This is a genomic window from Barnesiella viscericola DSM 18177, from assembly GCF_000512915.1.
Taxonomy (GTDB): domain Bacteria; phylum Bacteroidota; class Bacteroidia; order Bacteroidales; family Barnesiellaceae; genus Barnesiella; species Barnesiella viscericola.
The window spans coordinates 2,913,572-2,936,463 of record NZ_CP007034.1 but is presented as its reverse complement, the minus strand read 5'-3'; the positions used below and the strand labels follow the sequence as shown (position 1 = coordinate 2,936,463).

19 protein-coding genes and 1 pseudogene are annotated in these 22,892 nt (G+C 37.7%); 4 read left to right on the top strand and 16 right to left on the bottom strand.

Annotated elements, in window-relative coordinates; translation table 11 throughout:
- Positions 1-5: 5 nt before the first annotated feature.
- The 8 genes from BARVI_RS12260 to BARVI_RS12225 form a co-directional block, all read right to left on the bottom strand.
- The gene (locus BARVI_RS12260) at positions 6-1,109 is read right to left on the bottom strand and encodes an adenine nucleotide alpha hydrolase family protein (RefSeq protein ID WP_025279477.1); all 1,104 of its coding nucleotides are present in this window, start codon (positions 1,107-1,109) and stop codon (positions 6-8) included.
- Positions 1,109-4,333, bottom strand: a complete 3,225-nt coding sequence (locus BARVI_RS12255) for a hypothetical protein (RefSeq protein WP_025279476.1) — start codon at positions 4,331-4,333, stop codon at positions 1,109-1,111. The genes BARVI_RS12260 and BARVI_RS12255 overlap by 1 nt, the downstream gene beginning before the upstream one ends.
- Positions 4,330-5,169: a DUF4007 family protein gene (locus BARVI_RS12250; protein ID WP_025279475.1), complete on the bottom strand. Its 840-nt coding sequence runs from the start codon at positions 5,167-5,169 to the stop codon at positions 4,330-4,332. Before BARVI_RS12250 ends, BARVI_RS12255 begins: the two co-directional genes overlap by 4 nt.
- A gap of 3 nt (positions 5,170-5,172) precedes the next feature.
- Positions 5,173-5,397, bottom strand: coding sequence for a helix-turn-helix transcriptional regulator (locus BARVI_RS12245; protein WP_025279474.1), 225 nt, complete (start codon positions 5,395-5,397; stop codon positions 5,173-5,175).
- A gap of 281 nt (positions 5,398-5,678) precedes the next feature.
- A complete protein-coding gene (locus BARVI_RS12240) occupies positions 5,679-6,446 on the bottom strand; it encodes a hypothetical protein (RefSeq protein ID WP_025279473.1) in 768 nt (255 codons plus the stop codon).
- Positions 6,447-6,495: 49 nt separating this feature from the next.
- The gene (locus BARVI_RS12235) at positions 6,496-7,425 is read right to left on the bottom strand and encodes a relaxase/mobilization nuclease domain-containing protein (RefSeq protein ID WP_025279472.1); all 930 of its coding nucleotides are present in this window, start codon (positions 7,423-7,425) and stop codon (positions 6,496-6,498) included.
- Positions 7,422-7,796: a plasmid mobilization protein gene (locus BARVI_RS12230; RefSeq protein WP_025279471.1), complete on the bottom strand. Its 375-nt coding sequence runs from the start codon at positions 7,794-7,796 to the stop codon at positions 7,422-7,424. The genes BARVI_RS12235 and BARVI_RS12230 overlap by 4 nt, the downstream gene beginning before the upstream one ends.
- Before the next feature lie 229 nt (positions 7,797-8,025).
- Positions 8,026-8,490 (bottom strand): DUF3408 domain-containing protein, encoded by a 465-nt coding sequence (locus BARVI_RS12225; protein WP_025279470.1) that lies wholly within the window; start codon positions 8,488-8,490, stop codon positions 8,026-8,028.
- Positions 8,491-8,954: 464 nt separating this feature from the next.
- Between BARVI_RS12225 and BARVI_RS12220 the strand changes: the two genes are divergently transcribed.
- Both BARVI_RS12220 and BARVI_RS12215 read left to right on the top strand, forming a co-directional pair.
- Positions 8,955-9,266: a helix-turn-helix domain-containing protein gene (locus tag BARVI_RS12220; protein ID WP_025279469.1), complete on the top strand. Its 312-nt coding sequence runs from the start codon at positions 8,955-8,957 to the stop codon at positions 9,264-9,266.
- 41 nt (positions 9,267-9,307) lie between these two features.
- Positions 9,308-9,616 carry a helix-turn-helix domain-containing protein gene (locus tag BARVI_RS12215; protein WP_025279468.1) on the top strand — a complete coding sequence of 103 codons (309 nt, stop codon included), beginning with the start codon at positions 9,308-9,310 and terminating at the stop codon, positions 9,614-9,616.
- Positions 9,617-10,002: 386 nt separating this feature from the next.
- Here the strand turns inward: BARVI_RS12215 and BARVI_RS13450 are convergent, their stop codons facing one another.
- From BARVI_RS13450 to BARVI_RS12200, 3 genes are read right to left on the bottom strand one after another with little or no spacing between them, the layout of a single operon-like run.
- Positions 10,003-10,914 carry a hypothetical protein gene (locus tag BARVI_RS13450; RefSeq protein ID WP_055167405.1) on the bottom strand — a complete coding sequence of 304 codons (912 nt, stop codon included), beginning with the start codon at positions 10,912-10,914 and terminating at the stop codon, positions 10,003-10,005.
- A 48-nt stretch (positions 10,915-10,962) separates the two neighbouring features.
- Positions 10,963-12,168 carry a site-specific integrase gene (locus BARVI_RS12205; RefSeq protein WP_025279466.1) on the bottom strand — a complete coding sequence of 402 codons (1,206 nt, stop codon included), beginning with the start codon at positions 12,166-12,168 and terminating at the stop codon, positions 10,963-10,965.
- 19 nt (positions 12,169-12,187) lie between these two features.
- The gene (locus BARVI_RS12200) at positions 12,188-13,417 is read right to left on the bottom strand and encodes a site-specific integrase (RefSeq protein ID WP_025279465.1); all 1,230 of its coding nucleotides are present in this window, start codon (positions 13,415-13,417) and stop codon (positions 12,188-12,190) included.
- Between the two features lie 279 nt (positions 13,418-13,696).
- Here BARVI_RS12200 and BARVI_RS13550 point away from each other — a divergent pair.
- Positions 13,697-13,870, top strand: a pseudogene (locus tag BARVI_RS13550) (tyrosine-type recombinase/integrase); the annotation flags it as partial.
- 220 nt (positions 13,871-14,090) lie between these two features.
- On the opposite strand, the gene BARVI_RS12195 reads toward BARVI_RS13550, so the two are convergent.
- Complete coding sequence (locus BARVI_RS12195) at positions 14,091-14,414, bottom strand: helix-turn-helix domain-containing protein (RefSeq protein ID WP_025279464.1); 324 nt, start codon at positions 14,412-14,414, stop codon at positions 14,091-14,093.
- A gap of 273 nt (positions 14,415-14,687) precedes the next feature.
- Here BARVI_RS12195 and BARVI_RS12190 point away from each other — a divergent pair, with 273 nt between their 5' ends.
- The gene (locus tag BARVI_RS12190) at positions 14,688-14,948 is read left to right on the top strand and encodes a hypothetical protein (RefSeq protein WP_025279463.1); all 261 of its coding nucleotides are present in this window, start codon (positions 14,688-14,690) and stop codon (positions 14,946-14,948) included.
- A gap of 413 nt (positions 14,949-15,361) precedes the next feature.
- Here BARVI_RS12190 and BARVI_RS12185 read toward each other — a convergent pair whose 3' ends face one another.
- From BARVI_RS12185 to BARVI_RS12170, 4 genes are read right to left on the bottom strand one after another with little or no spacing between them, the layout of a single operon-like run.
- Positions 15,362-17,782, bottom strand: coding sequence for a DNA-directed RNA polymerase subunit alpha C-terminal domain-containing protein (locus BARVI_RS12185; RefSeq protein WP_084547058.1), 2,421 nt, complete (start codon positions 17,780-17,782; stop codon positions 15,362-15,364).
- Positions 17,783-17,784: 2 nt separating this feature from the next.
- Positions 17,785-19,770, bottom strand: coding sequence for a hypothetical protein (locus tag BARVI_RS12180; RefSeq protein WP_038534395.1), 1,986 nt, complete (start codon positions 19,768-19,770; stop codon positions 17,785-17,787).
- The gene (locus BARVI_RS12175) at positions 19,770-21,398 is read right to left on the bottom strand and encodes an ATP-binding protein (protein WP_025279460.1); all 1,629 of its coding nucleotides are present in this window, start codon (positions 21,396-21,398) and stop codon (positions 19,770-19,772) included. The genes BARVI_RS12180 and BARVI_RS12175 overlap by 1 nt, the downstream gene beginning before the upstream one ends.
- Positions 21,391-22,752 carry an ATP-binding protein gene (locus BARVI_RS12170; protein ID WP_025279459.1) on the bottom strand — a complete coding sequence of 454 codons (1,362 nt, stop codon included), beginning with the start codon at positions 22,750-22,752 and terminating at the stop codon, positions 21,391-21,393. The genes BARVI_RS12175 and BARVI_RS12170 overlap by 8 nt, the downstream gene beginning before the upstream one ends.
- Positions 22,753-22,892 lie beyond the last annotated feature (140 nt).

The following is a 22,892-nucleotide window of genomic DNA, read 5'->3' as shown; positions in this document are numbered from 1 at the left end:
TCCTTTTATATAAAACAATTCATACAAAGAATTTCGTCATTATCATCTATTTGACTAAGGAGAGTGCCATCTCCTTGCTTCTTTTGTGCCTGCTGTTTTCTTATAGCTTCCAGTTTAATTTGGCGTATTCTTTCTGGACGACATAATTCAGCTAGACTCTCAGATTGGTTCCAGGTATAACCGTCTTTTTCAAATTCCATGGCTTTCATATATAAATCTCTATGCTGTTCATAGAGCCATACCCATTCTATCTTTTGCTGGAAAAAACAAAAGTAACAACCAGAACGACTACGGTTATAAGTGCCAATTTGTCCATCCACCTCGAACTCAATAGGTTTATAATATCCAGGCACGCCAACACCACTGTTTTCTAGGATTGAGAAAACATCGTCTTTTATTATAATATCATCGTTATCTACTAGTGGAAATTTGTCTAATTGCCCTACAGGTAGAGATGTTGTTTTAAGAAATTCAAAGACGGCCTTATTGAATACTTTGACATCCAAATCAAGCAATGCATTGAGTTTCTTACTATAATAGAATTTTTTAGTTAGAGGTGTCTCTAAAATTCTGATGGCTTCGTCAAGGTCGTGAATATCAGGGCAGACATTTCTATAAATCTCAACAACTTTGGATATATTTTCTTTGTTGAAGAATAGATTAATTACATCTAGACTCCAGATATTACGTCTGAATGGAAATATTGCTTGAATATTTGGTTTTGTGGAAATGTATCCATCTCGTTCTTCGTCTCCACGTATTCCTACATAAGAAATGGCTGGCTCATCCCCAACAAATTTTTCCATTTCCTGAAGTTTCATCTTTTGCGTACACCACCTTGCTTGTGGCGAAGGAAGGAAATTACCACATGCTTTCAAGAAATGTTCAAATGGAGTCGGTTCTGTACTACCAGCGGCCGCACGAAGGCGAGTAATTCCCCCAAGGTACGATTCAAGACGATCGATTAGTATTTCGGTCTCTTCAAGCTCACAACCAGTGTCGGAATTATAATACTCAATCTTCAGATCTGGATACTTATCTTTCATATAAATAGCTAGAGCCGCACTATCTTTTCCTCCAGATATACCTAATATATGCCTTACTTTCATTAACTTAATCGCTTATTTAATAATTTTAATAACACACAAATATCCAAATCGGCATCCCCCGAAAGATTTTTGGTTATCTTTTCAATAATCTGATCCGCTTTACTTTTTTTAGAGTCCGGCAATATGTATGTTTTGAAATGTGACGCGACATTCTGATTTGATGCCAGATCTATATTATAAACTTCATCTTTGCCATTATCCAAAGCAGAAATAGATACAAACTGATCGAGTTCGTGAAACAAGAACACAATGTTGTCCAATAAGTATTCTTCTTCTTTATCTTTAATTTGAACAAGTCGTTTATCTATAACCACATTTGAAATTTTTTCAATAAACTCTCTCTTGGTGGTAGATGGAGCGAGTAAACGTTCGAGAAAAGTTCTACATTTTGTTGTCAGCAAATGCTTCTTCACCCCAGCATAGCGTTCTTCTATAGCTGGCTTATATTCTTCGTAAGTCTCAGGTAAAGATACTTGTTCAATAATATGTCGCTCAATTCGATCAATCAACATATCATAGCAAGTATTTAATTCCCTAACAGCACCTTTTATTAGTGTAATATAATTATCAAGTACATCATTATTCCCATTAAGTTCGCTATCTCGATAACCAAATGCTTGTGGAATATCTTCAAAAAAAGCCTTTTCAGGATCTTTTGCTGTTGCAAGAACATTACGGAACATAACAGTAGACTTATGTTCGAACTTGTTCGTGGATTTGGCGTAGTCATTAAGGTTCTTATAAAATACAAGGAACGGCTTGAATGTAGCAATGAACGATGATGTCGATAATTTAGTATCACTATTCTTATTCAAAAACTGTTGGTATTTCTTGAAGAATTCGGTTTTTATTCCATTGACATTAAAAGCCTTAATTGAGAAATCACCAGGTTTCTTTTGCAACAACTCAAAGAATTCCTTGTTGATACTCATGACAAAAGCTCCATTGCTATTATAAATAGCAAAATTTTGTTGACGAATAAACAAATATACTGGAATCCAGAATTCTAAAAAGCCTTGTTTTAGCTTGAAAGGTTGTGTTTTTAGAATCTTAATAAGTTCTATAATCTTCCTTGGCTTCTCAATAGTAGATGCTACAAATGACTCACACTCATTCCAAAGGTCTATTAGTTCTTCGCCGATTGGAGTATCAAGAACATATTGTCCTTCTTCATTAATACGATGGATACCTGTTTTGCGGAAAAGGGTATAATATATTGTTTTTTCTGGTGGAAATGAATCTTCCGGAAAACCAAAATCTTCTTTGTCGTGGTTTTCAATCATCGCATCAAGTAACTTTATCCGTGCTAATGAAATGGAAGAACTCAATTTCTGTTTATTAAATAATTCATTCTTTATAATAGGAGTAGATGAATACACCTCACGGCATATTTTAGTCAAAGTCTTATTGAGTTCTCTATATGACTTAACTTTTATGACTTCACCATTATATATCCATACCACTTTATCATTAGATGTGGTCATAATATCATTGATAGCAGCATTAAGTAATCCTTGCTCGTATTTAATATGATTTTGGACTTCTCTTCGTGCCACCCTATCATCTATGATTACATTTATTTGAATGAATGTGAGTTTTTGTATCTCATACAAATGACGTGTTATCTCGTCAACATTAAGGAATACAGCGTACAGATTGGCTACTTTACATTCTCGTGAAATAGCTAGTGTTCGTTCAAAACAACCATCTTCTAATGGAAATATCATTTGAACATAACCATCAATATCGTTTGCCGGATACATTATTTCAGGCTCATTTTTGGCAATAAATTCAAAGTATCGAGGAGTGCCATATTGATAGTATGCTTCCGATACGGCAAGAGCTCGCTGTTGTATGTATGGAGCAAGATCATCAACTGTTGCTTGAGGATATGGAACTATACTTGCAGCCTTGTATAGTTCATCTTCAAGATCAATGTCTGTTCCATCAAATAAAATGTATGAAGATTTGTATGAAGCATATCTTACTATTTTATGAATTTCAAGTTGTTTAAGTACTGCTTCTGGATTCTCAATATTCATAGCGAACCTTGCATAATCCATTAGTAATGACTTAGACAAACTCGTTGATGCTGTTCCAAATAAGTTGAGCATACCTATTGCCTTTACAATTTTTATAGCATCTTCGATATATTCATCTTTTAGTTCTCCACCTCCAACTCGTTCTATTGCCACTCTCATACTTGTCCATGCTGCTGTATCTGAATTTATTTCTGATAAAGCAGAGAAGAAATTATATATCAAATAATCATAGGCTATAGAAAGATTGTATGTGCAATTGTCTGTTTCAATAAAATCGTTTATAGAGTTACTACCTTCTGCTGTTAGAAATGAGAATAGAGTACGTTCATTTTGGCCATATTTCTGTATAGCTTTAGTAATACACATGGCAGAGAGCGTGTCTAGCGGCGAAAGTTTGTCAATAACATCTTCGGTTAGCGACTTATTTACAAAGTTGCTTGCAATAGCTGCAGATATTATCCTTTTTTGAACAGCCTTTTTGTTGTCAGAAAGTCTAAACCGTCCTGATAATTGTTCAGATGCAAGATAGAGCAACTGTTCGACAGGCTCAGAAAAAACAATCTCTTTAAAACGTCCTTTAACTTTTGTCCATTCATTCCTTTGTGTTTCTGACAAACCAGTGGCATACGCCCCAAAATTCTGATGTAGCGTTGTTAGTAGAATGATTTGTCTTGTCGAAGTATTGACAAATTCTGCCAATCGCTGTAAAAAGTATAATTCTTTTTCTGGACTATTTTTGCTAGCGTGTTCAAGCACTTTGCCAAATTCATCTATAACTATCAGTAATAGCTTATTTTGTTTCTTGCAATTTTGGTATCGGTTGGAAAGTGCATTAAAAATATTTTTAGTATCAAGAGAATACCCACAGTTTAACTTATCCGCTAATAGATTTGATAAAGAATTGTAATCACCTAATATGTTTAGACATTCAAAACCGTCAAACTTCCCAAAAACACTTTTATCGGACACAAGTTCTGTTGTCCCTTCATTTAAGTCGCGTTCTAATGCCATCAAAAAACTTGACTTACCAGTTCCATATGTCCCTATTAAAGAGAATGTATGCATGCCAGCACGAAATGAAGAAATGATATTTCCTATAACCTGCTGTGCATTAGGCGTGACAATGTATTTGAAGTCCTTGTCTATACCATATTCAATATTTACAGATGGAGTGTATTTCATAATCTAGAATAGTATTGATTAAGGACTTCGTATTTGTCCAATTCATGTTTAAAAAAGAGATTTCGAATACCACTGTTGTCATTATAATCTATATAGTCCGGATACTTGGCAGCAATAGCCATAAGCTTTTCTAATATAATTCCAACAGGCATGCAGAATAATAAACTAAGATATTGTATTTTATCAAATGACACAGTTTTGTCATTGCCTTTTATATCTATAATTGCAAATAGCATTATCTCATTGGGAAGAGATGTCGAATCAGTTTCAGCAAAACGATACCTGCCATCGTCAATAGGAATAATAAGGCTAAGTCCGATAAACATTGCTCCAAAATGCTCTAATTGCTTTAGGTTCGTTGGTGGAACGTATGTTTGTAGCATTACAGAGATATCCTTCTTTACAGTATTTTCATTGTAGACATTTTTCTGTTCAAGTACATTACATTTGCGATGTATAAAGCCCAACAACTGCTCTTTGTCAAACTCTCGACGTTCACGCTGAAATTCTGTAAAAGTCAGGTCATATATACTTGCAACATGCGTTGTTACAAGTTGATAATGCAAAAGCCATAATGTGCCAATATCCTCGCAGAATGGATCAAATCCATTATTGGAGAAAATTAAATGGGACAACATAGTAAGCTTGTCGCTATCAGTTAAAGCAAAGGCTTTCATCCAAAACCTTATCGATGCGACCATATTTTTCCCTACGCCCAATTCTACTACAGCATTGTCGTCAAGAAATGTGTGACCCTCGTTAAGATGATCAAATCCTTTCTTAAGCCATAATGGTTTGCAATGAAAGGATTCATGACCTGAAAAACTATATCTCATATACTATTCTTGCTTTTGCGGGAACAACACTTCATAACGAACTAGGTCGTCTAAATTAACGTTCAATAATTGAGCTATTCTCATAAATGTTTCTATAGGTGGTTGGCAAGTATTTGTCACCCACTTGGATACCGTTGTCGGAGATACTCCAAGTTGGTCACTTAACCACTTATTCGACTTGTTCTTCTCGGCAAGAACGACCTTTATCTTATTCAAGTGATAGTCCATTTATCTTATAATTTTTGTGCAAAGTTAGATATTTTGGATGAGAATATGTCGTGTTAGTTATAAAAAATATCGTTTACAGATAAATTTTAGCATATTCTTCAATCAAAATAGAAATAAACAAAGAACCTTACGGAAAAATAATCTTTAATAAAGTAAAAGTTGTGAAGCTGACTGTTCATCTGCTGACTTTTTCTGTTATTCAAGACTTACTCTGGTTGCTTCATGTCGGGAAAGGACAAGAACACCAAAATAAGTCTTGACTGTTACAACTAATTGAGACACTATTTTTTAGCCTCGTTAATAATAAACTTGTCCTTGATGGACTTCGCCTTGCTGTCCAGTTCTCTCGCGGCCTGTTCTTTCAGCCGTGCCTGCTCGGTCAGGGTGGCCTGTTTCCGTACCGCTTCCTCGTAGGCTTCCACGTCCTCAAGCATCTGTTTGATCAGTCCGTTATCCCGGTTCGGTCCAAAGAGGTTATCAAGTTCCGCGAGTTGCTCGGGGGTAGCCTCTCCTTTCATCTTGACATAACGGTACTTCAGATCATTATCTGCCTGCTCGTTATCTGTTCTCGCCGAAAAATAGAGAGCCACGGACAGGGCCACGATTGCCGCGAACATCACGGAAAAACTCCCAAGGATGTACGGGGATTCCAAGCTCAGGCTGAAATGATGGTTGATGTTGCTTGTCTTGACGGCATTCTTCCTGATTGTGTCATTGGTCTCATAAAACAGGGTTTCCACTTTCTCCTGGTTCTGCCGCTGTTCATTACGCATTTCCGACAAGACCTGTCCAAGCCTTTCCTGTGACGAGTTTTTCCTGTCCATGGAAACCATATCGTTCTTGATGGCGGCAAGACCTTCGTACACGCGAGCCAACAATTTACGGAATGTCTCATGGCCATTCCGGACTTCATTCAGCACGGACTCATCCTGTTTATTATTAACTGTCGGGCTGTTGCCTTCCGGCAAGGGGACGGACAACCCGTTGATTTTGTTCTCGATTCTTTCCAGGCATCCGAAGATGCTCTCGATATATTCTTCCAATTTCATATTCCTGCAATTTTAATGTTCATGAATAATTTGAATGGGAAAGGACGGACTACAATCCGAAACCTTTCCTTTTTTGTCGCTTCTTCCTGCGTCTGCGCAAGAGTTCTTCCTGTGGCAACGGTTCTTCGGGAGCGGTACCGTTTGTAGAACTGAACAGTCCAGGTCCCGTACTTTCGAGAAGATGCCCTCTGTCCGGTATCCTTTGCTGCACTTTCCGTTCTGATTCCTGTTGGGATTCCAAAGGCTTCCAGCCCAATTGGGCATTTAGTCTGGCAAAGCTGAACTCCCGGCTGATTTGTGAAGCCTTGAAGGTCTGCCCGTCCTTGGTGAACCGAATTCCCTGTATGTCCTCCGGCCTTTTTATCTCCCTGGTACGCTTTACAAATTCCAGCCTGATGTCTCGACGAATCAGATAATCGTTGAACTCTTTCCATGTTTTGGAGTGCTTCAAAGCTGCCTTGACGGCATTGAAGATTTCGTATTTCACACGCTCCGAAGTATGGAGTTTCTTCACGTTGGTCTTGCCCTTATCCTCGGCGTATGTCAGCCCGTACTTGTCCTTAAGCAGTTTCGTGGCGATTTCATTACGCTTGTAGTCGCCTTGTGAAGAGATTACCTTGCCGTCATATCCGATGCGGTTATAGACCAGATGGCAGTGCGGATTGTCCGTGTTATGGTGTCTTACAAGAATAAACTGAGTGTCTTGTATCCCCATCAGTTCCATGTATTCCTGGGCTATTTTAGCCATAAATTCATCTGTCAGCAATGTCTTATCCTCAGGCTTGAAGCTCAATGCAATGTGTCCGACAGGCTGTTTGATCTTTGGATTAAGCTCCCGCTGGTAGTTGAAACTGTCCGTTATTTCCCGGATATTTCCTAGCAATACGCCATCTGAGTCAATGATTTCCGCGTTGTCCTTGCCCATCACATAGCGGATACAGCCGCCGAAGGATTTCCCTTTCTTGATCTTGCCAATCATGACGGCCTCCTTTCTCCGTGCCTGTACCGGACAATAATCTCCTTGAGCTTCTGCAGGAGTTCTGTCACCGTCTTTTGGGTACGGTGGAATCCGGCCTGATGGGACAGACGGGTCAGCTGGTTCAGGTTGTTCGCCATACCCGTGAGGCTGCGTATGACGGCAGTCTCCTCGGCAGAGTGCCTTGCCGTTATCATCGTCTCAAAAGCTGATATGCGGAGAAATTCCGCCAACGTGAGGTTGGCCTGTCTGCTGCGTCGGCACAACCGTTCATAGTCTATCTTGGAGAATTTCACTGTAACAGCTTTGCTGAGTTTGCATACTCCGCTTACTCTGGGGCGTCCCCTCGGTCTGTTTTTCTTTTTGTCATTCATATTTTCTTCGTTTGATTTCTGATTATTCTTTTTCTCACAATCTGCGACCACCGGGAGCGGATTGCCTCCACTCTTCGGGAGTGGAGCGAGGGTTTTCGGGATGCCCGAAAGATAACCTCGCTAACTTCCAAAACTGAAGTTTTGTCCGTTACTCCCTCAGGTCGGCTACTGACTGTCTGAATACTGTAATGACTGGAGTCAGTAAGCAAGTCAGTCATTCCGGAAAATGTCACAGCTTTCTCCACTGTTCGAAGTCTTCCGAATAGATTTCAAGATGCTGCCGGGCGATGTTCTCAAGCAGTCCGGAAACACTCATTTTGCGTCCTCCCAACCTGCGGACAAACTCGTCCAGCCTGTCACGTACCTCACCGCTTACGAACACGGGTTTGCGGTCTTCGATTCTCGGGACCTGAAGAAAGGCTTTCCGGTATTCGTCCAGAGAAAGTTTCCTCTGCCTGCTGCTTATACGACGCTGAGAAAGAGGAATGCCTTCCTCTCTTCCTGTTGGCGATTGCTGGGGCTCGAATGGAACTTCGACTTGTTCTACAGACTTTGCCTGTTCTCTATTTCCGGAATCATTCAAGGATGATTCCAGGGCAGTTTCAATGCCGCCATCTGACGGGAGTATGAATGACATGTCCGTACCTGTCATAGCCTCCCATTCCTCTTTGGTCAATTTCTTTTTTGTTACCATACATTTTTGATTTTAATCGGTTTACTCACTGGTCTCGGTGCGCACCTTGACTCGTTGTCGTGAACAAAGGAAATGTGTATAGTGAACAGAATCAAGCGAATGGAGATATCGTGGCAATTATGTAATCTCGTGCACTATACTGATTGGGCGGTCGGTGCTGCCTGCCGTGATTTGCCGGAGTGATTCTTCCATACCGGATTGTTCAAGCGGATTCCGTTTATGAAGAAGGCTCATTGTATGCGGTTGATATGTAACATGATGTCATTCCGGGTAACGCATCGTCACCGGTCTGAAAATCCATTGCAGTGTGATTTCTACTGCTTTTATTTGCAGTGGGAACAGGATAAAACAGTCACATTTCCTGCCGAGAATAGGACAATGAGACATGATGGAATATCGGCTGTAAAAGACCTGTCCTGTTCCGGAATTTTGAATATATGTTTAACTAGAAAATAAAGAAGACAATGGAAATCATCAGCTTTGAAAAAAGGACTTTCGAGGAGATTGCCGCCAAGCTGGATCGTTTCGTGCAGCGGGTGGAAAGTCTGTGCCGTGAACATGGCGAAAAGGAAACAAGTGAATGGATGGACAACCACGAGGTCTGCCGTAGATTGCGTATCAGCCCGAGAACCTTGCAGACCTTGAGGGATAACGGAACGCTTGCCTTTACTAAAATCGGGAACCGGACTTACTACCGTCCTGATGATGTGGAGCGAGTAGTCGGTAATGTGGAGGACAAACGGAAGGAAGCCCGTTGGAAAGGCAAAACCATTTGAGAGAATTTCAAGAATAATGTATAACCCAATATCAAGAGCATATGAGTAATGAAATCAGAGAAAAGGACCACGAGTGGGTAAAGGCGTTCCACTCGAATTTCGACAGGCTGCTGGCTCTGCTCGAAAAAGTGTTGGAAAAACGGCAACCGTCTACCTATGACGATGAATTGCTGACGGACAAGGAAGTGGCATTCCTGCTGAAAGTAAGCCGAAGAACTCTGCAGGACTACCGCAACAACGGCATTCTGCCTTACACACAGGTAGGCGGCAAGATTCTCTACCGGGCTTCCGACATAGAAAAGACACTGATGAAAGGGTACAAGGAGGCGTACAGATACAAAAGGAGGTAATGTCCCAAACGTCCCACAAAGAACACGCAAGGATTTTGATTTTTCTGGAGGGAGCGCAGTTGACCGCCTGCCCATTTAAGTTGTGTTTCTATAAAATAGCCTTCCAAAATGATAAAATAACAGCATATAGAATTGGACCCTATTTGAACCAATCTATATGCTGTTTTGTCTTTTTCTTCTGACTTTTCCGTCAGTCGCTTGTTTCCGCTGCCGTCGGCGTCCATTGTACAGACGTGAAAGGGAAAAGGTTTTCGGGCTGAATACGCTCTGAAAGAGGAAGATTCTGCCCGAAACGGCACAGCCGCTCGACCTTTTCGCTTTCAATAGAGTCTGTACTAACTTCTATGGACGGCGAGGAAATGGGCGACTGACAAGTTATATTATCTTTATAATTTCATTTTCCAACTATAGCACCATTCTCTTAATCTTTTAATGGCCTCATCATTATTTAAATAATCAAGATCTGGCAAACTCAATATTTTTATTCGAGTATGTGCGTCTATTTTTTCTAATTCTTTTGTTGCTGCTAAATACGGTATCATAGGAGTAGGTATTAAAACACATACACGATATTTAAATTTAAGCTCAAGCGTATATATTACAAAAAATCCACGATATTTATTATCCTGTGTCAAATATATGCCATCTGGAATCGAAATATTCTGTATAGTCCATAACCTATCAGGGAGATGAAATACATCTGGATCTAAAATTTGTTTTCTTAAATCATCATAATATGTATCATATAAAAGGGAATAACCAGTTCTTGCAAAAAGCAATAAATAGGCATTTTTAATTAGAGCAGCTGAAATTCTACGTTCATCTCTTTTTAAAGGCAAATCTTCAATATTAACTAATTCATTAGGCAGTAATATGTTATCATGAAAATCAGCCCATACTTTCGGATTGTTCTTTTTGGTATTAACCAACAATTTGATTGTTCTATCTTCATCAACTTGAAGATCTGCATTTAATATTTTACCATTCTTTTCAATATGTATTTTCCTTTTTTCATCAGGAAGGAATAAATGTTGTTCTCTCAATTTTATTGCATTTAATAAATGAATATCTATTTCTGAACCACAAGTACTATTACAGTTCTTACAAGTAAGAACTATACGTTTCCCTCCTAAAGAATGTTGTGGAACATCCTCTTCTGTAAGTACATTCCTAACATCCTGTTCTTTGTAGGTATTCAAACACAAAGGACATAAATAATCGCCTTCAATATTAATATTATATGCTACTAATTTATTAATATTGTTATGCATATTTATATAATACACCTTTCTATCCATAAATATTACGCTTTTATGTGGATTATCACAAATATACAGATTTGATTATTACCGAGTAAATATCTTTGTATCAATTCTATTTTTTATCAGTTTATCCATATCCTCTGAAATCTTATCATCTGTAACTTTTGCGTATCCTTGTGTAGTTTTGATATTTGTATGTCCCATCATCTTTGAGATGCTTTCCATGGAAACTCCGGCAGAAACCATCATGGTACCGAAAGTATGACGGCTTTGATGGTATGACAAGTTATGCTTGAACTGAAGCGAAAATCCCAATTCATGTATCTCAAACCAAATCATACTCCGTATGGGTAACGGGAAGATAGGCTTACTATCATCTGTCGTATTATACAAGGACATAATCTGCTCAGCTACCGGATGCAATGGTATAAATGACTCAACGCTTGTTTTCTTGCGGTATGTTCTGATATATTTCCGTCCTTCCGCAGTTGTACCTATATGATGCGGATAGAGATTGCGTACATCAACGTAAGCCAAACCGCAAAAACATGAAAATATAAAGGTTCTTCTTGCAAGTTCCTGTAGTGGATCCGGTTTTGGATGGCTCATTATCTCCTGAAGCTGGTTCTTACTTATATACATGAGCTTTGTAGGTGCCTTCTTTTCATATTTTATATCATCCAAAGGATTATATCTCAAGATTCCGTTGTCAACAGCAAGATAGACCAGACGTTTCAGCCAGCAAAGACAATGGTTACGGTATGATGGTTTATGAGGGTAATTTGTTTTCAGATACAAAATGAAATTGGCGCCAAACTCTTCGGTAATATCTGTAAAAAGCATGTCCTCCTTACCCAGAGAACGGATGTATTCCCCCAGATAGTAATGATACATTTTTGATTGCCTGTAACTGGAGGTTGAATCTATTTGAATGGAACGGATTTTCAGATTTTCCCGTTCCACCTCCCCTGCCTGTAATATGTACTTCGGGATGTCGGCAGTTCCTGTCATGGCTGTTTTCAGAAGTTCCGCACTGATAACTCCATTCACTTTCAATAGTTCAGCATAAGTTTCATCTACGCGTTTTTTATATTCACAAAGCATTCCGTTCAGTCTGTTGTTTTTGACTTCTCCTTTCTTGCTGTTCCACTCTTCCGGCTCGCAATATAACCCGGTCGATAATGCAACAGCCTTTCCGTCTATTGTAATACGACACATGATTGATGTGGTCCCGTCAGATTTGACTTTACCACGGTTTATATAATATAGTTGCTTATATGTACTTCTCATGATTCTTTCTTTTTTGATTTTATAATACCAGTTTCATATCACTTGTTGCTTCGATGAATTTATCCATATCCTCAAAAAGTTTTTTAGGAGTTACCCTTGCATAAAGCTGGGTAGTAGTCAGATTGGTATGGCCCAGCATTTTGCTGATTGTTTCAATGGGAACACCAGCCTCAAGGGTTATCAAACTTCCGAAGGTATGTCTTCCCATGTGATAGACCAAATCACAGCTTATGCCAGCCAAATCACGCAAACCTTTCATGTGCCGTCGCATATTGGGATGGTGTATCATCGGGAAAAGCTCTTCCCTTTCATCCGAACGATATTTTTCTATTAGAGCGATAGCCTCCGGCAGCAATTTGACGCGTGCCTGATAATCATTTTTCTTTCTCAGATACTTTAACCACAAATCGCCCTTATCATCCTTGTATATATTCTCTCGGGTAATTGAAACCGCATCCGCATATGGGACTCCTGTATAACAGGCGAAGAGGAATAAATCTCTGGCTATGTTATGAGTGACTCTTTCCGGTGGTATTACGACATCACGGATCTTCTCAAAATCTTCGCGGCTCAAAGCCCGTGGTGGTTTACGGTGCTCTTGGGGTAGTTTGAAATTCACAAAATAACGCTTTTCCGCGTATCCTTCCTTAAATGCCATCCGGCAGATTTTCTTCAGGATGGCCAGATAATGTCTTGCCGTATCTACCGCAAGTCCCTTGTCCTTCAGAATATAATTCTGAAACTCCCAAGGAATGTGTTCATTCAACTGTCCAAAAGCGACATCACTTGTCTTGAATCGTTTTTGAATAAATTCTCCAAGATACCTGCGGGTGTAAATGTATGTTGACATGGAGCTTTTCGCCACATCAATACCGATTCTTGAACGCATATCCTCTATATGCATATCAAGCCGTTTCAACAGAGTCATCTGGGTTTCCACACTTCCCTGGAAAAGCTCTTTTACGGCAGTCGCGTCAAAATCAATCTTACGTTCTACAAGTGAATCAAATGCAGAATTGACAGAAAGCAGGAGCCGGTCAATTTTTGCATTAATATCAACGGCTTCTTTACTCTTTCCATTCAGTCGGCTTTCTCTTGGATTCCATAACTCCGGAGTACATGACAGCTTACAACTGAATTGTGCCATCGTGTTGTTCACCGTTATTCGCCCCATTATCGGAGCCTTTCCGAATTTGTCAAGACCGCTCTTTTTCAGATAGAGCAGCACCTTAAATTTTTCTACTTTCATACGCTTATTTTTTTATGGCAAAATTACCTATTTTATAAGCGTCCTTTGATATGCAAAATGCTGACATACAGTGAATAATAGCCTCTGTGACAGATTCTGTATTGTTCAGTCTGTTACCTATTCGGCTCAGGTAACTGGGGAGCTAACATTCTGGTAACTGAATACCTGCAATATCCTGTCCATTTTTGCTTTCCATTATCTCAGCAAAAAACAGAACTTTTGCTCATATTCAACCGATTACGTTTCCCTTTCTCATCCCTTCATCTACTTGCTTCCTGTATTCTGTTCCACTGCTTTAGGCACTCGTATGCAGTCATCCAAATCTCTTTAGGCACAGACATTTACACAGTATCAAAGATGCTGACGCATAAGAATGTTACCACGACACAAATCTATGCTGATTTAGTTAACTCCAAGAAGCGAGAGACGGCGAATAAGATTTCGTTGAATTAGTGGAATTTATATTTATCTAAACAAAGAAACGGCCTTATAATAAGGTCGTTTCTTTAAAATATACGTTCATCATACATAAATTCAAATACCGCCAGATAGCCTTTCTACTTCTTCATCCATACATCTTTTACCAGACCACAGACGGACTATATTTTTTCTATCTCATAAATCGGACAGTTATTTCGTCCAGAATCCATATATCCGCACAAACGCCACCGAATCAAGTTTGAATCCCAAGTTCCTTTTTTATTTTCGCGGGCAAAACTTTTCCTTTCCGGTTAAGGAACTCCTCCACTTCCGAAGCCTTGTAATAGGTACGCCCATCAATCATATAGTAAGTCACCAGTTTCTTCTGTCGATAACGGGCAAGAGTGCGTTTTGTAACGCCAAGCAATTCGCACATATCCTGGTTGTCGAGCAACTTGTCCCCTTCAAGGGCTGCTGTCTGCCGATTCATACGGTTCAATCTGGCTTCGATTCTGTCGAACCGTTCCATTATCTTTTGGAGCATCATCTGGAATGTCTCCCTGTCTATCTGTATCATAATGAGTTCTGTTTTTTTAGTGTAATAATTCCGTTAATTACACCGTGTTGCGCAACAGGTTTCATTATGTAAAAGACCAAAACGCAGGCCAATACAGCGATACATACAGACAGACATATATATACATTTATCTGTATCTCAGAAAAATAAAAATCAAAATAAGACTAAACAAACGATCGTGAGTGTTGCAAAAAAACTTGCAGCCGCAATAGTTTATTGCAACGTTTTGCAATAAAATCTAAAATTTTACCATAGATATTCAAAAGCAAAAAGGTGGATCTGCAATATCTGATTTATGATTACCATAGAGATTTGGTCAAGCAGGGAGCAAACGTGAAACAGGAAGTCTCTCCCGAATCGATTTTGCTGATCCACCACAACAACCCGAGAAGCATGGCCATTCTAGTAAACGAATTCATGGGGATGTTCAATTCCGCCAACCTTTATACGAACGAGCAGCTCATAGAACAGCTTCTGACTGCATGGAGAGACGATGCTTTGGACATTCCCAGGATAAGCACCCTATTCCATTGAGCATCCATGTATAAACATCATCGGGGCCACACAGATCAAGCATGTGCACGAGCTTCTGGAAAAAAGGTTCGAAAAAAATGGGCTGCTTAACCGCATCCTGTTCGAGAATACCCCAATTCCCCAAACTATCATCCTGGAGGAACCGGGACGACGATGGTGAAAAGGAAATCCCCGACTATAGTCCGTTGAGAGAATATATTGAACAAGGTCCTTGCATTAGTATGATACCGAAGCGAAAGAAAAAAATATCATCTGCTGTCTACCGCTTCAACTAGTCTGAGTTACAAAATTCTGGGACAAACAAGCCCGTAGGAAAGGGATAGTCGTGGAACGGAAACAGTAGTATCCCGAAACCAATTCTTGGTTACACCCCAAGCACTAAAAAAATGGAATCCAAAACCTAAGAGTTGATGTCAGTTTTCTATGTAAAACCCGTAATTAGATAGAAATTGTATTAAATCTTTATATGCTTTCTCCTTTTTGGGAGTAAGCTTAAATGATTTTTTTCTTATTTTCGAGAACCAATTATAAAGTAAAGCATCTGTTTTATTAGTTGGTAGCTCATATTTGGAACTTACAAAATATTTTAAGTCTTTACATTTCTCAATAAAAGAGAACTCACTTGAAGTCATTATATATTCTTCTCGCTTAGAAAGCTCTGTTTCTAAACGGTTCTTTTGCTCTTCTGTAACATCAAGAACTCCCTTGAGCACATTATTATACCACCGATTTAGTGATGCTTCAGCATCGTCAGATGAAGCAAAAGGAATATGATGATTTGTATCTATATAGTCAAGATAATCAACAATCCTTTCATCAAATGATTTACGAGATACAGATGAACGATCGATTTGAATATATGATGTAGCATACTTCTTAGATTCAAGACCTACTAACCCACCTTCAAATTTCACAAAATTATATTTGTCATCGAGCAAAATATTACTATTAACACTATTCCTATTTGTGTTCCGTCCTTTGATAGCCAAGAAATCAACAATATCGTCAAGAGAAAGAGGTGTATCACTTTCTTCAAGAATTTGATGAATTAGCCCTCGTATAGTTAAATTGCTAACATTCCATTTTTTTAATGTATAGATAGATGTCTTACCAATAGCTGTGATTCTATCAGAATTAAACAGGAAACTTCTTAATGTCCCTGGGGCATAGGATATTGTAGGATGCGAGTCTAATAACCTCAAACACAATTCGTCAAAAGATAAAGGCTTGCCAATATTTTCTAAGATTTTGCAGAATTCGTCTTCGACATCAATAGCATTTCGTTTTAGCAGGATATTATTATTTTGTTCAACATCAATTTCAAACATATATTTTACTATATAAGCTACAATATTTTCTATCTTTTGATAACAAAAAGAATTGTTAATGATGTAATTATTAATAAAAATGCTTATCGGTAATGTTACGTCTTCTGTCGTTTTTGATGAAAGCGTGTTAGAAATATCCTTGATAGATGCTCCGAAATCGAATGAATCAAATGCCGTTGTACTTATAATAAGCGTTTTCTCCCCAAAAATTAAAGACTTAAATTCTTTAGAAAGAGACAATATACCCACAAAGGCATCTTCGGAAAATTCATTAAGTTGTGCAAATTCTGTATTTGAAATAATAGGATATACTTCTGATGGATTAATACAATCCTTTTTTAAGAACGGATAAAATTGACCATCAAGTAAAGTCATAATATCATTTAGTATTGAAGATGGCGAATAATGGCTCACAATCTGACGAATCCGTTCTCTCGATAAACAAAATTCACTCGCAATATCAGTTAATGATTGTAGGGATTTAGTAATACCTTTTGCTCTATCATAAATAACATCTTGTCTATCATTCGATCTTGTAAAATACAAGTAGACTAATTTGAAAAATGGCAGATGACCATATTCCTCATAAAAATGAATTATTTCTTTAGCCTCCTCATCATTAAGAAATTGGTATTTAGTTCGTATGATTATTTCGTTACATTTTTCAGGTGAAGAGTTTGCTAATTGAATAAGGAATTCATAGAAAGAGCTGTATGCAACGATGATATCAGACGCAGTTTGTTTACCGCAGCAACGAATATTACGATAATCCACAAGCCCATTACAAAACTGTATTATCGTTTTAGCGGTTATTCGTTCTTTTTCTAATATATTTCTTGCTCTCGTTGAAAGTTGTCCTTTTATACGTTCAAACTCATTATTAAGGACTTCAATAAGTGACACGGACAAACGAGATAATATAAACTCGACCTTAGCTCCAATAAAATGTTCATTTATTAAGCCAAGACAATTAGATAATTTGGATCCAAATGAATTAACTTTGCTGATAAAGTTTGGTGGTATAATTTGCGATGTTTTGTTAAAGATGTCATACCCCAATTGCCAGCACTCGAATACTGTTTCTATTGAAACGGTATTCGGCAAAGGGAAAAAAATAGATGAATAATCTAAAAGACACTGCGTATATAATGTTTTTGCATTTGGAAATACATTAAGAAAATGCTCCTGCACATCTTCCTTGCAATTTAATACACAGTCATCAAATATTCTTTCTACTGGTGAAGATAAACAGTTCGATAATGCGTCATCTTGGTTATCTGAATCTATCAGAGTATCAGAGCTATATCTATTTATAGCGTCTTGTAACTCTAAAATTGTTTTAGGCCCACAATTACGAATATGATACAAATCATTCGATTTTGCATATTCTAACAATTGGAAGAGATTTTCTACTCCAATACTTTTGCAACAATTAAGCGCACGTACAGATAACATACCCTCTTTGATAGGGTCTATGAACGTCTGAGATGATTTTGTTGTATCCATGTTTAAAGCTTTCGTTTTAACTTTATCGTAGGATTACTATCATATTCTTTTTTCAAACGATATAATTCAGTTCCTGGTGTGATAATATCTTTGCGGAAGTTCGTGTAATATAATAGTAATTCTTGACCTTGCTGCGACAAACCACTAAGCTCTGAAACTGAATTAAATTTGTTTTGATGAATAATATCCAATAACATCGACTTTTCTGTATCAGATGATTCAGACATACATCTGTTCCAGCATTTTCGCCAATGAGCAGTACCAAATCCCCCCGGTTTATTATCCAACCATTCAAAGAAGAATCGATATAAAATGAATGTTTCAGGCATTTCCAAGAGCTCTAAAAATTGATCTTCATCATTTCCAAAAGCTTTGTAAAAGAATGCCTTACCTTTCCCTATTTTCCCTTTCGTACTATTCAATATGGCTTGTACTGCACGAATGTATTTTCTATTCCAATACTTCCCAATAAAGTCTCTGTTATGAGAATAATCCACATCGCCATTTTTGTCAGGTCTAATGGGATGGTATTTCATCGGGAAAGAATATATACTTACATTCAATTCTTCACAAAACTCTACATTAATTTTTAAGCGGCGATATAGGTCTATAGGCTTATCGTCAAAGTTGTAAAGAAGATAATTTGAAAAATCTTTAAGTCCTGCGTTAACACTTAGCCTTATAGCCTTTTCGTAAAATGGCAAAGTCTTGATGTTATCAAAAGCTATACGTAGGGGACGAATAGCTATTTTAGATAATAATTTGACATTATCCTCATTGAAAAGGCGGGCATCTACTCCTTGATTGAAGTCAACAAACCTTAACTGAGAACTCGATTTGAAATGTTTGTCGTAATATGGTTTTATTTGTTGGTACGCTAATAAGATGTTTTCTTTCTTTGAGGTTAATAGTTTCCCAATATGATATTTGGAAATTATCCTATAAACTTCAAAAGATTCTTCGTCCTTAAGCGTTCCGTAAAACTCCATTATCAAAGATTGGCTTTTGCGTATATATGCACGGTCGTTTATGCCTACTTTAAGATTTCTAATAGCAATTTCAAGTTGATTCGGTGGAGTAAACATCGCTCCTTTACCAAATCCACAATCAATTATATCTTGAATTATTTGTGGAAATTCTTTAGAAGCTAAAACATTGTTATCCATAAGCAAAAGGTCTTTTTGGTCTCCAAAATGCTCACGAATAAGGTTAATTCTTTCTTTTAATGGAATATATGATTGATAGCTCGGCTCTAAAATAGGAACTGCACAAAAAGAACAATGTCTGATACAACCACGAGTTGTATAGCCATAAAAAGCATTTGACATTGAATATTTATAATCAATCTCGTCAAGAATGGAATAGTCAAGAGGTAACTGGTCTATTATTTGAGTATCACCTTTGTCGAGTTGTCCAGGTGTCTGAAGGACGCCTACATATGGTTTAATTCCCGTGGCTTGATATATTTCATTTGGCTGAATGGACGCAAGAACACCACCAACCATTAAATCAGATTTCTTCTTTACAAGAAGTTTAGCAAAATTAATGGTTTCAATAGTAATATCCCAATAGAAAGTGAACAATGTCGTGACATAAACCCTATCCCATTCAGGGTTATCTTTCCACGTGCCCTTCCAATAATAATCCTTATAAAAAGACAATATAGGAAGAATTGTATCTTTTAGTTCAGCGTTACCGGCTACTAACGTATCAAGATATTCTTTTTTTCGAGTTCGGATAAATTCAACAATGACATCTTTTTTGAGATACCAATCTATATCAACTAAAAATTCAGTTAGCTCTTCAATACAATGTTCGCTAATTTGTTCAACTATAAATCTTTTGAGGTCACCCTTATAGAACACAATATCCCAATTTCCTAAATTGCGATAATATGTAGCTATTTTCATAAGTCCAATAGGAGGAAACTTATTTGCATAATTGGGTTCTAATAGTAATACTTTTCTTATTTTTTTCGGACGTGCCATTATTTACAGAGTTGTTTGATTGCTTTTTCTTTCATTGTTTCAAACATCGTACGCTGACTAATAGGACAATTTTGAGAAAGAATTGCAAAAACTTTTCTAATAAGCTTAACTTCTTCTGGAGTACACTTTTTATTTAGAGGTGCAAATATATCTGTAACAGCAGAAGGAGTCGCTTCTTCCGGGATAAAAGCAGTGGTTGGCATAACAATGGGTGTAGCTTCACCCTTAACCGTATCGCCACTATCTGTTAAAGAAGTAACATTAGACGGTAAAATATCGGTTGGTAAGTTCTCAAGAGTTTTCTTTATGGTTTCACCATAAATAGCTAAAACTTTGTCTGATGCTTCTCCTATATTATCGTCATTCTTATATTTTGTTTTTATTTTGTCGAATTGCTCAACTGAGAACGAAATTTTCTTTTGAATTTCTTTTCTATCTTTATCGGATTGAGGAGTGGAAATCCCTGACAAATGTATATCTCTGGAGAGATTTTTAACATCGTTTGCTAAATGGTAAAGCTTTTGCAGATCCGAAAAATACTCTTGGATATATTCGTACAATTTAATAGCTTCAGGGGTGTGAGTTAAGCCGTCACGCGAACTATTCGGTCTTAGGTTTGGGTGTACCGCATGTATTTCACCATAAAAATAATTATTACCTCGTGCCTCTCTAAAGTATTGATTAAGCAAATCTTTTGAACCAATTTGAATATTCCTTTTTCTTAAACGAATACCTTTATTAACATCTGAGGCAGGAATGGCTTTTGTAAAGGGAGTTATTGCATACCACCCCCAACCTAATAGGCCAAATTCGCTATCTTCGAACTTGAAAAATTGGAGAGATGAGATCTCATCACCAGTGCCGTCAATCGTCAAACCATATCGTTTTCTTATATCAATTTCGTCATTCACAGTTAAACGAATATGGTCTAATTCTTCATTGAGACTCTTATATTGAATAGGGAGATATCGGTTGTAGAGCATGTTTTTGAATTCTAACATATAGTCAATCGGCGCAACTTCTTTAAGATATTCAGAAACCTTACCTACATTCAAAAGATTTCTATGACGTTCAGAAACTTCTTCCATTCTAACTTCAAAATAATGCTTATCAGGAACTTCTTCACCAACAGCTACAGATGTAATTCTGTCAATCACTTGGGTAGCAGTACTTTTGTCTTCCTTATTCGATATAATTTTTTGCGCTAAATCATTATCAAAAGTAATTTCTGTATATCTATTCTCTCCCTTTGCACTTGTTTTGAATATAAGGCGTTTACAATATTTTGCTCCCACCAAGCGACCAATGCCATACTGTCCAGCCAAACCAATGCCGTCTTTATGAGAATCTGCTATATTCAGAAGAATTGGTTGCGCTTGTGAAACATTGATTCCAATGCCATTGTCAAGAATATGTATTTCCCGAGAAGCTGGGTCTATCGTAATTGAGACCTGACCTTCTTTTATGCTTGACAAAATACCTTGTCTTTTTGCTTCAACAATGGCGTCAAAAGCATTTTGGACATACTCTCTAAAGATGATAAGAGAATCAGAATACATTGAAAACATAAGTATTTCAATGAGATTCTTTCCAACTATGGGCTGATATGTATTAGTAGTGTTATCCATTAGGGTATTGTTTGTAAGCGTTTCGAGGAAATTTAATGTTTACCAGCGACCGTAATGCAGGATTTGAAATAATATATTCACCTGGAGTTAAACGTGTCATCATGTTTTGGTACACTTTTGGAATATATCGATAATCAGGTTTTGATACTTCTATGGCATTAGTACGTCCATATGCATGCGTAGCGCAATTCCCTTTTACACGGTCATGAATTGCACTTCTGAACTGTTCAACAGAAAATAAGATAATACCTAATGAACGACCTCTTTCTGCAATGTCGAGGAGTTGACGAAGAATTGGAGAGTTTTTAGGTACATCATTTGACGCATACTTGTTAAGCTCATCGACAAAAAGGATGACTTTGTCAGGAATGTCTGTTCGATCTGCTCCAAGCTTTAGGTCATAAATAGCTCTTGCAACACTACCAAATACAAAGCTTTGCGTATTTTCATCCAAGCGAGCGATATCTATAACCATTACTCTACCATCTCGAAGATTATTTGAGATTTCTTCCGTAAGGTCAACTTCACCATCCACAATGCTTTTACCAAAAACATCGTTTTGAATAGCTTTGCTTATACAGCGCTTAAATTTTCGCCAACTGGTTACGAGTATTTCTCCTTTATCAGACTTCTTAGCTCCTATTGTAGATGACGTTTGTGTATATTCTGAAAGCTTTTCATTAAATGTAGACCACTTCTCAACCCCTTTAAAACTACCCTCTTGATTTATGATAAAATTGACGCAACTTTCGAGGGTACCTGTAGCATCGTCTTCATTGGCTAGCAATAGGTCTAGTTTGTCTTGACATTTTTCAAATGTGAATTTGTAGATAAATGCTTTCCCTGCATCTATCTGAGAGCGAATGTCCGAGGGCTGTGCATAAGATTGAACATTTTCTGTCATTTTATCCTTACTGTAAGGATAGTAATATGTAACATTTTCAAATGGGCGTGCGGATAATTGCAAGGTATTGCGATATATATCTATATCTGCTTGTGGAAGCTCTTTGTTCGGCTCGTCTATTGCCATAAGGTCACGACCTTTTACATTAAAGAAAACGAATGCAGCTGTTTCCCCCTTTTCTGTTCTAAACTTTTCCTGAATAGCTTTGAGTAAGAACATTGAGTAAGACGTTTTTGCAGCAAGTCCTGAAATACCAGAAACATTGATGTGTGCGCCATCGGGACCAATAAGGAAATGCGAGTTGAGAACGACTTTGACTTTTATAGCAGCATCTCCTTTGTACATCTGAAGATAGCCACAAACTAATGGATTCTTAACTTCATCATCGCTTAATCCTAAGGCTCTCTTTACATCATTTTCATCGCAAAGAGAAACACGTCTACTATCCAATACGGGAGTATAACCTTAATTCCGCAACATAATTGATAATTATTTTTATAAGTTCCTGAGCAACATTTTGTTGCCCAGGTTTTTGCCATGTCAGCGTTTTCACTTACCTTAGTGTTGCGAATCCAAAGACAAAGAAAACC

Coding starts and splice junctions, on each gene's coding strand:
- BARVI_RS12260 (WP_025279477.1), bottom strand. CDS start 1,109: ATGAAAGTAAGGCATATATTAGGTATATCTGGAGGAAAAGATAGTGCG.
- BARVI_RS12255 (WP_025279476.1), bottom strand. CDS start 4,333: ATGAAATACACTCCATCTGTAAATATTGAATATGGTATAGACAAGGAC.
- BARVI_RS12250 (WP_025279475.1), bottom strand. CDS start 5,169: ATGAGATATAGTTTTTCAGGTCATGAATCCTTTCATTGCAAACCATTA.
- BARVI_RS12245 (WP_025279474.1), bottom strand. CDS start 5,397: ATGGACTATCACTTGAATAAGATAAAGGTCGTTCTTGCCGAGAAGAAC.
- BARVI_RS12240 (WP_025279473.1), bottom strand. CDS start 6,446: ATGAAATTGGAAGAATATATCGAGAGCATCTTCGGATGCCTGGAAAGA.
- BARVI_RS12235 (WP_025279472.1), bottom strand. CDS start 7,425: ATGATTGGCAAGATCAAGAAAGGGAAATCCTTCGGCGGCTGTATCCGC.
- BARVI_RS12230 (WP_025279471.1), bottom strand. CDS start 7,796: ATGAATGACAAAAAGAAAAACAGACCGAGGGGACGCCCCAGAGTAAGC.
- BARVI_RS12225 (WP_025279470.1), bottom strand. CDS start 8,490: ATGGTAACAAAAAAGAAATTGACCAAAGAGGAATGGGAGGCTATGACA.
- BARVI_RS12220 (WP_025279469.1), top strand. CDS start 8,955: ATGGAAATCATCAGCTTTGAAAAAAGGACTTTCGAGGAGATTGCCGCC.
- BARVI_RS12215 (WP_025279468.1), top strand. CDS start 9,308: ATGAGTAATGAAATCAGAGAAAAGGACCACGAGTGGGTAAAGGCGTTC.
- BARVI_RS13450 (WP_055167405.1), bottom strand. CDS start 10,914: ATGGATAGAAAGGTGTATTATATAAATATGCATAACAATATTAATAAA.
- BARVI_RS12205 (WP_025279466.1), bottom strand. CDS start 12,168: ATGAGAAGTACATATAAGCAACTATATTATATAAACCGTGGTAAAGTC.
- BARVI_RS12200 (WP_025279465.1), bottom strand. CDS start 13,417: ATGAAAGTAGAAAAATTTAAGGTGCTGCTCTATCTGAAAAAGAGCGGT.
- BARVI_RS12195 (WP_025279464.1), bottom strand. CDS start 14,414: ATGATACAGATAGACAGGGAGACATTCCAGATGATGCTCCAAAAGATA.
- BARVI_RS12185 (WP_084547058.1), bottom strand. CDS start 17,782: ATGGATACAACAAAATCATCTCAGACGTTCATAGACCCTATCAAAGAG.
- BARVI_RS12180 (WP_038534395.1), bottom strand. CDS start 19,770: ATGGCACGTCCGAAAAAAATAAGAAAAGTATTACTATTAGAACCCAAT.
- BARVI_RS12175 (WP_025279460.1), bottom strand. CDS start 21,398: ATGGATAACACTACTAATACATATCAGCCCATAGTTGGAAAGAATCTC.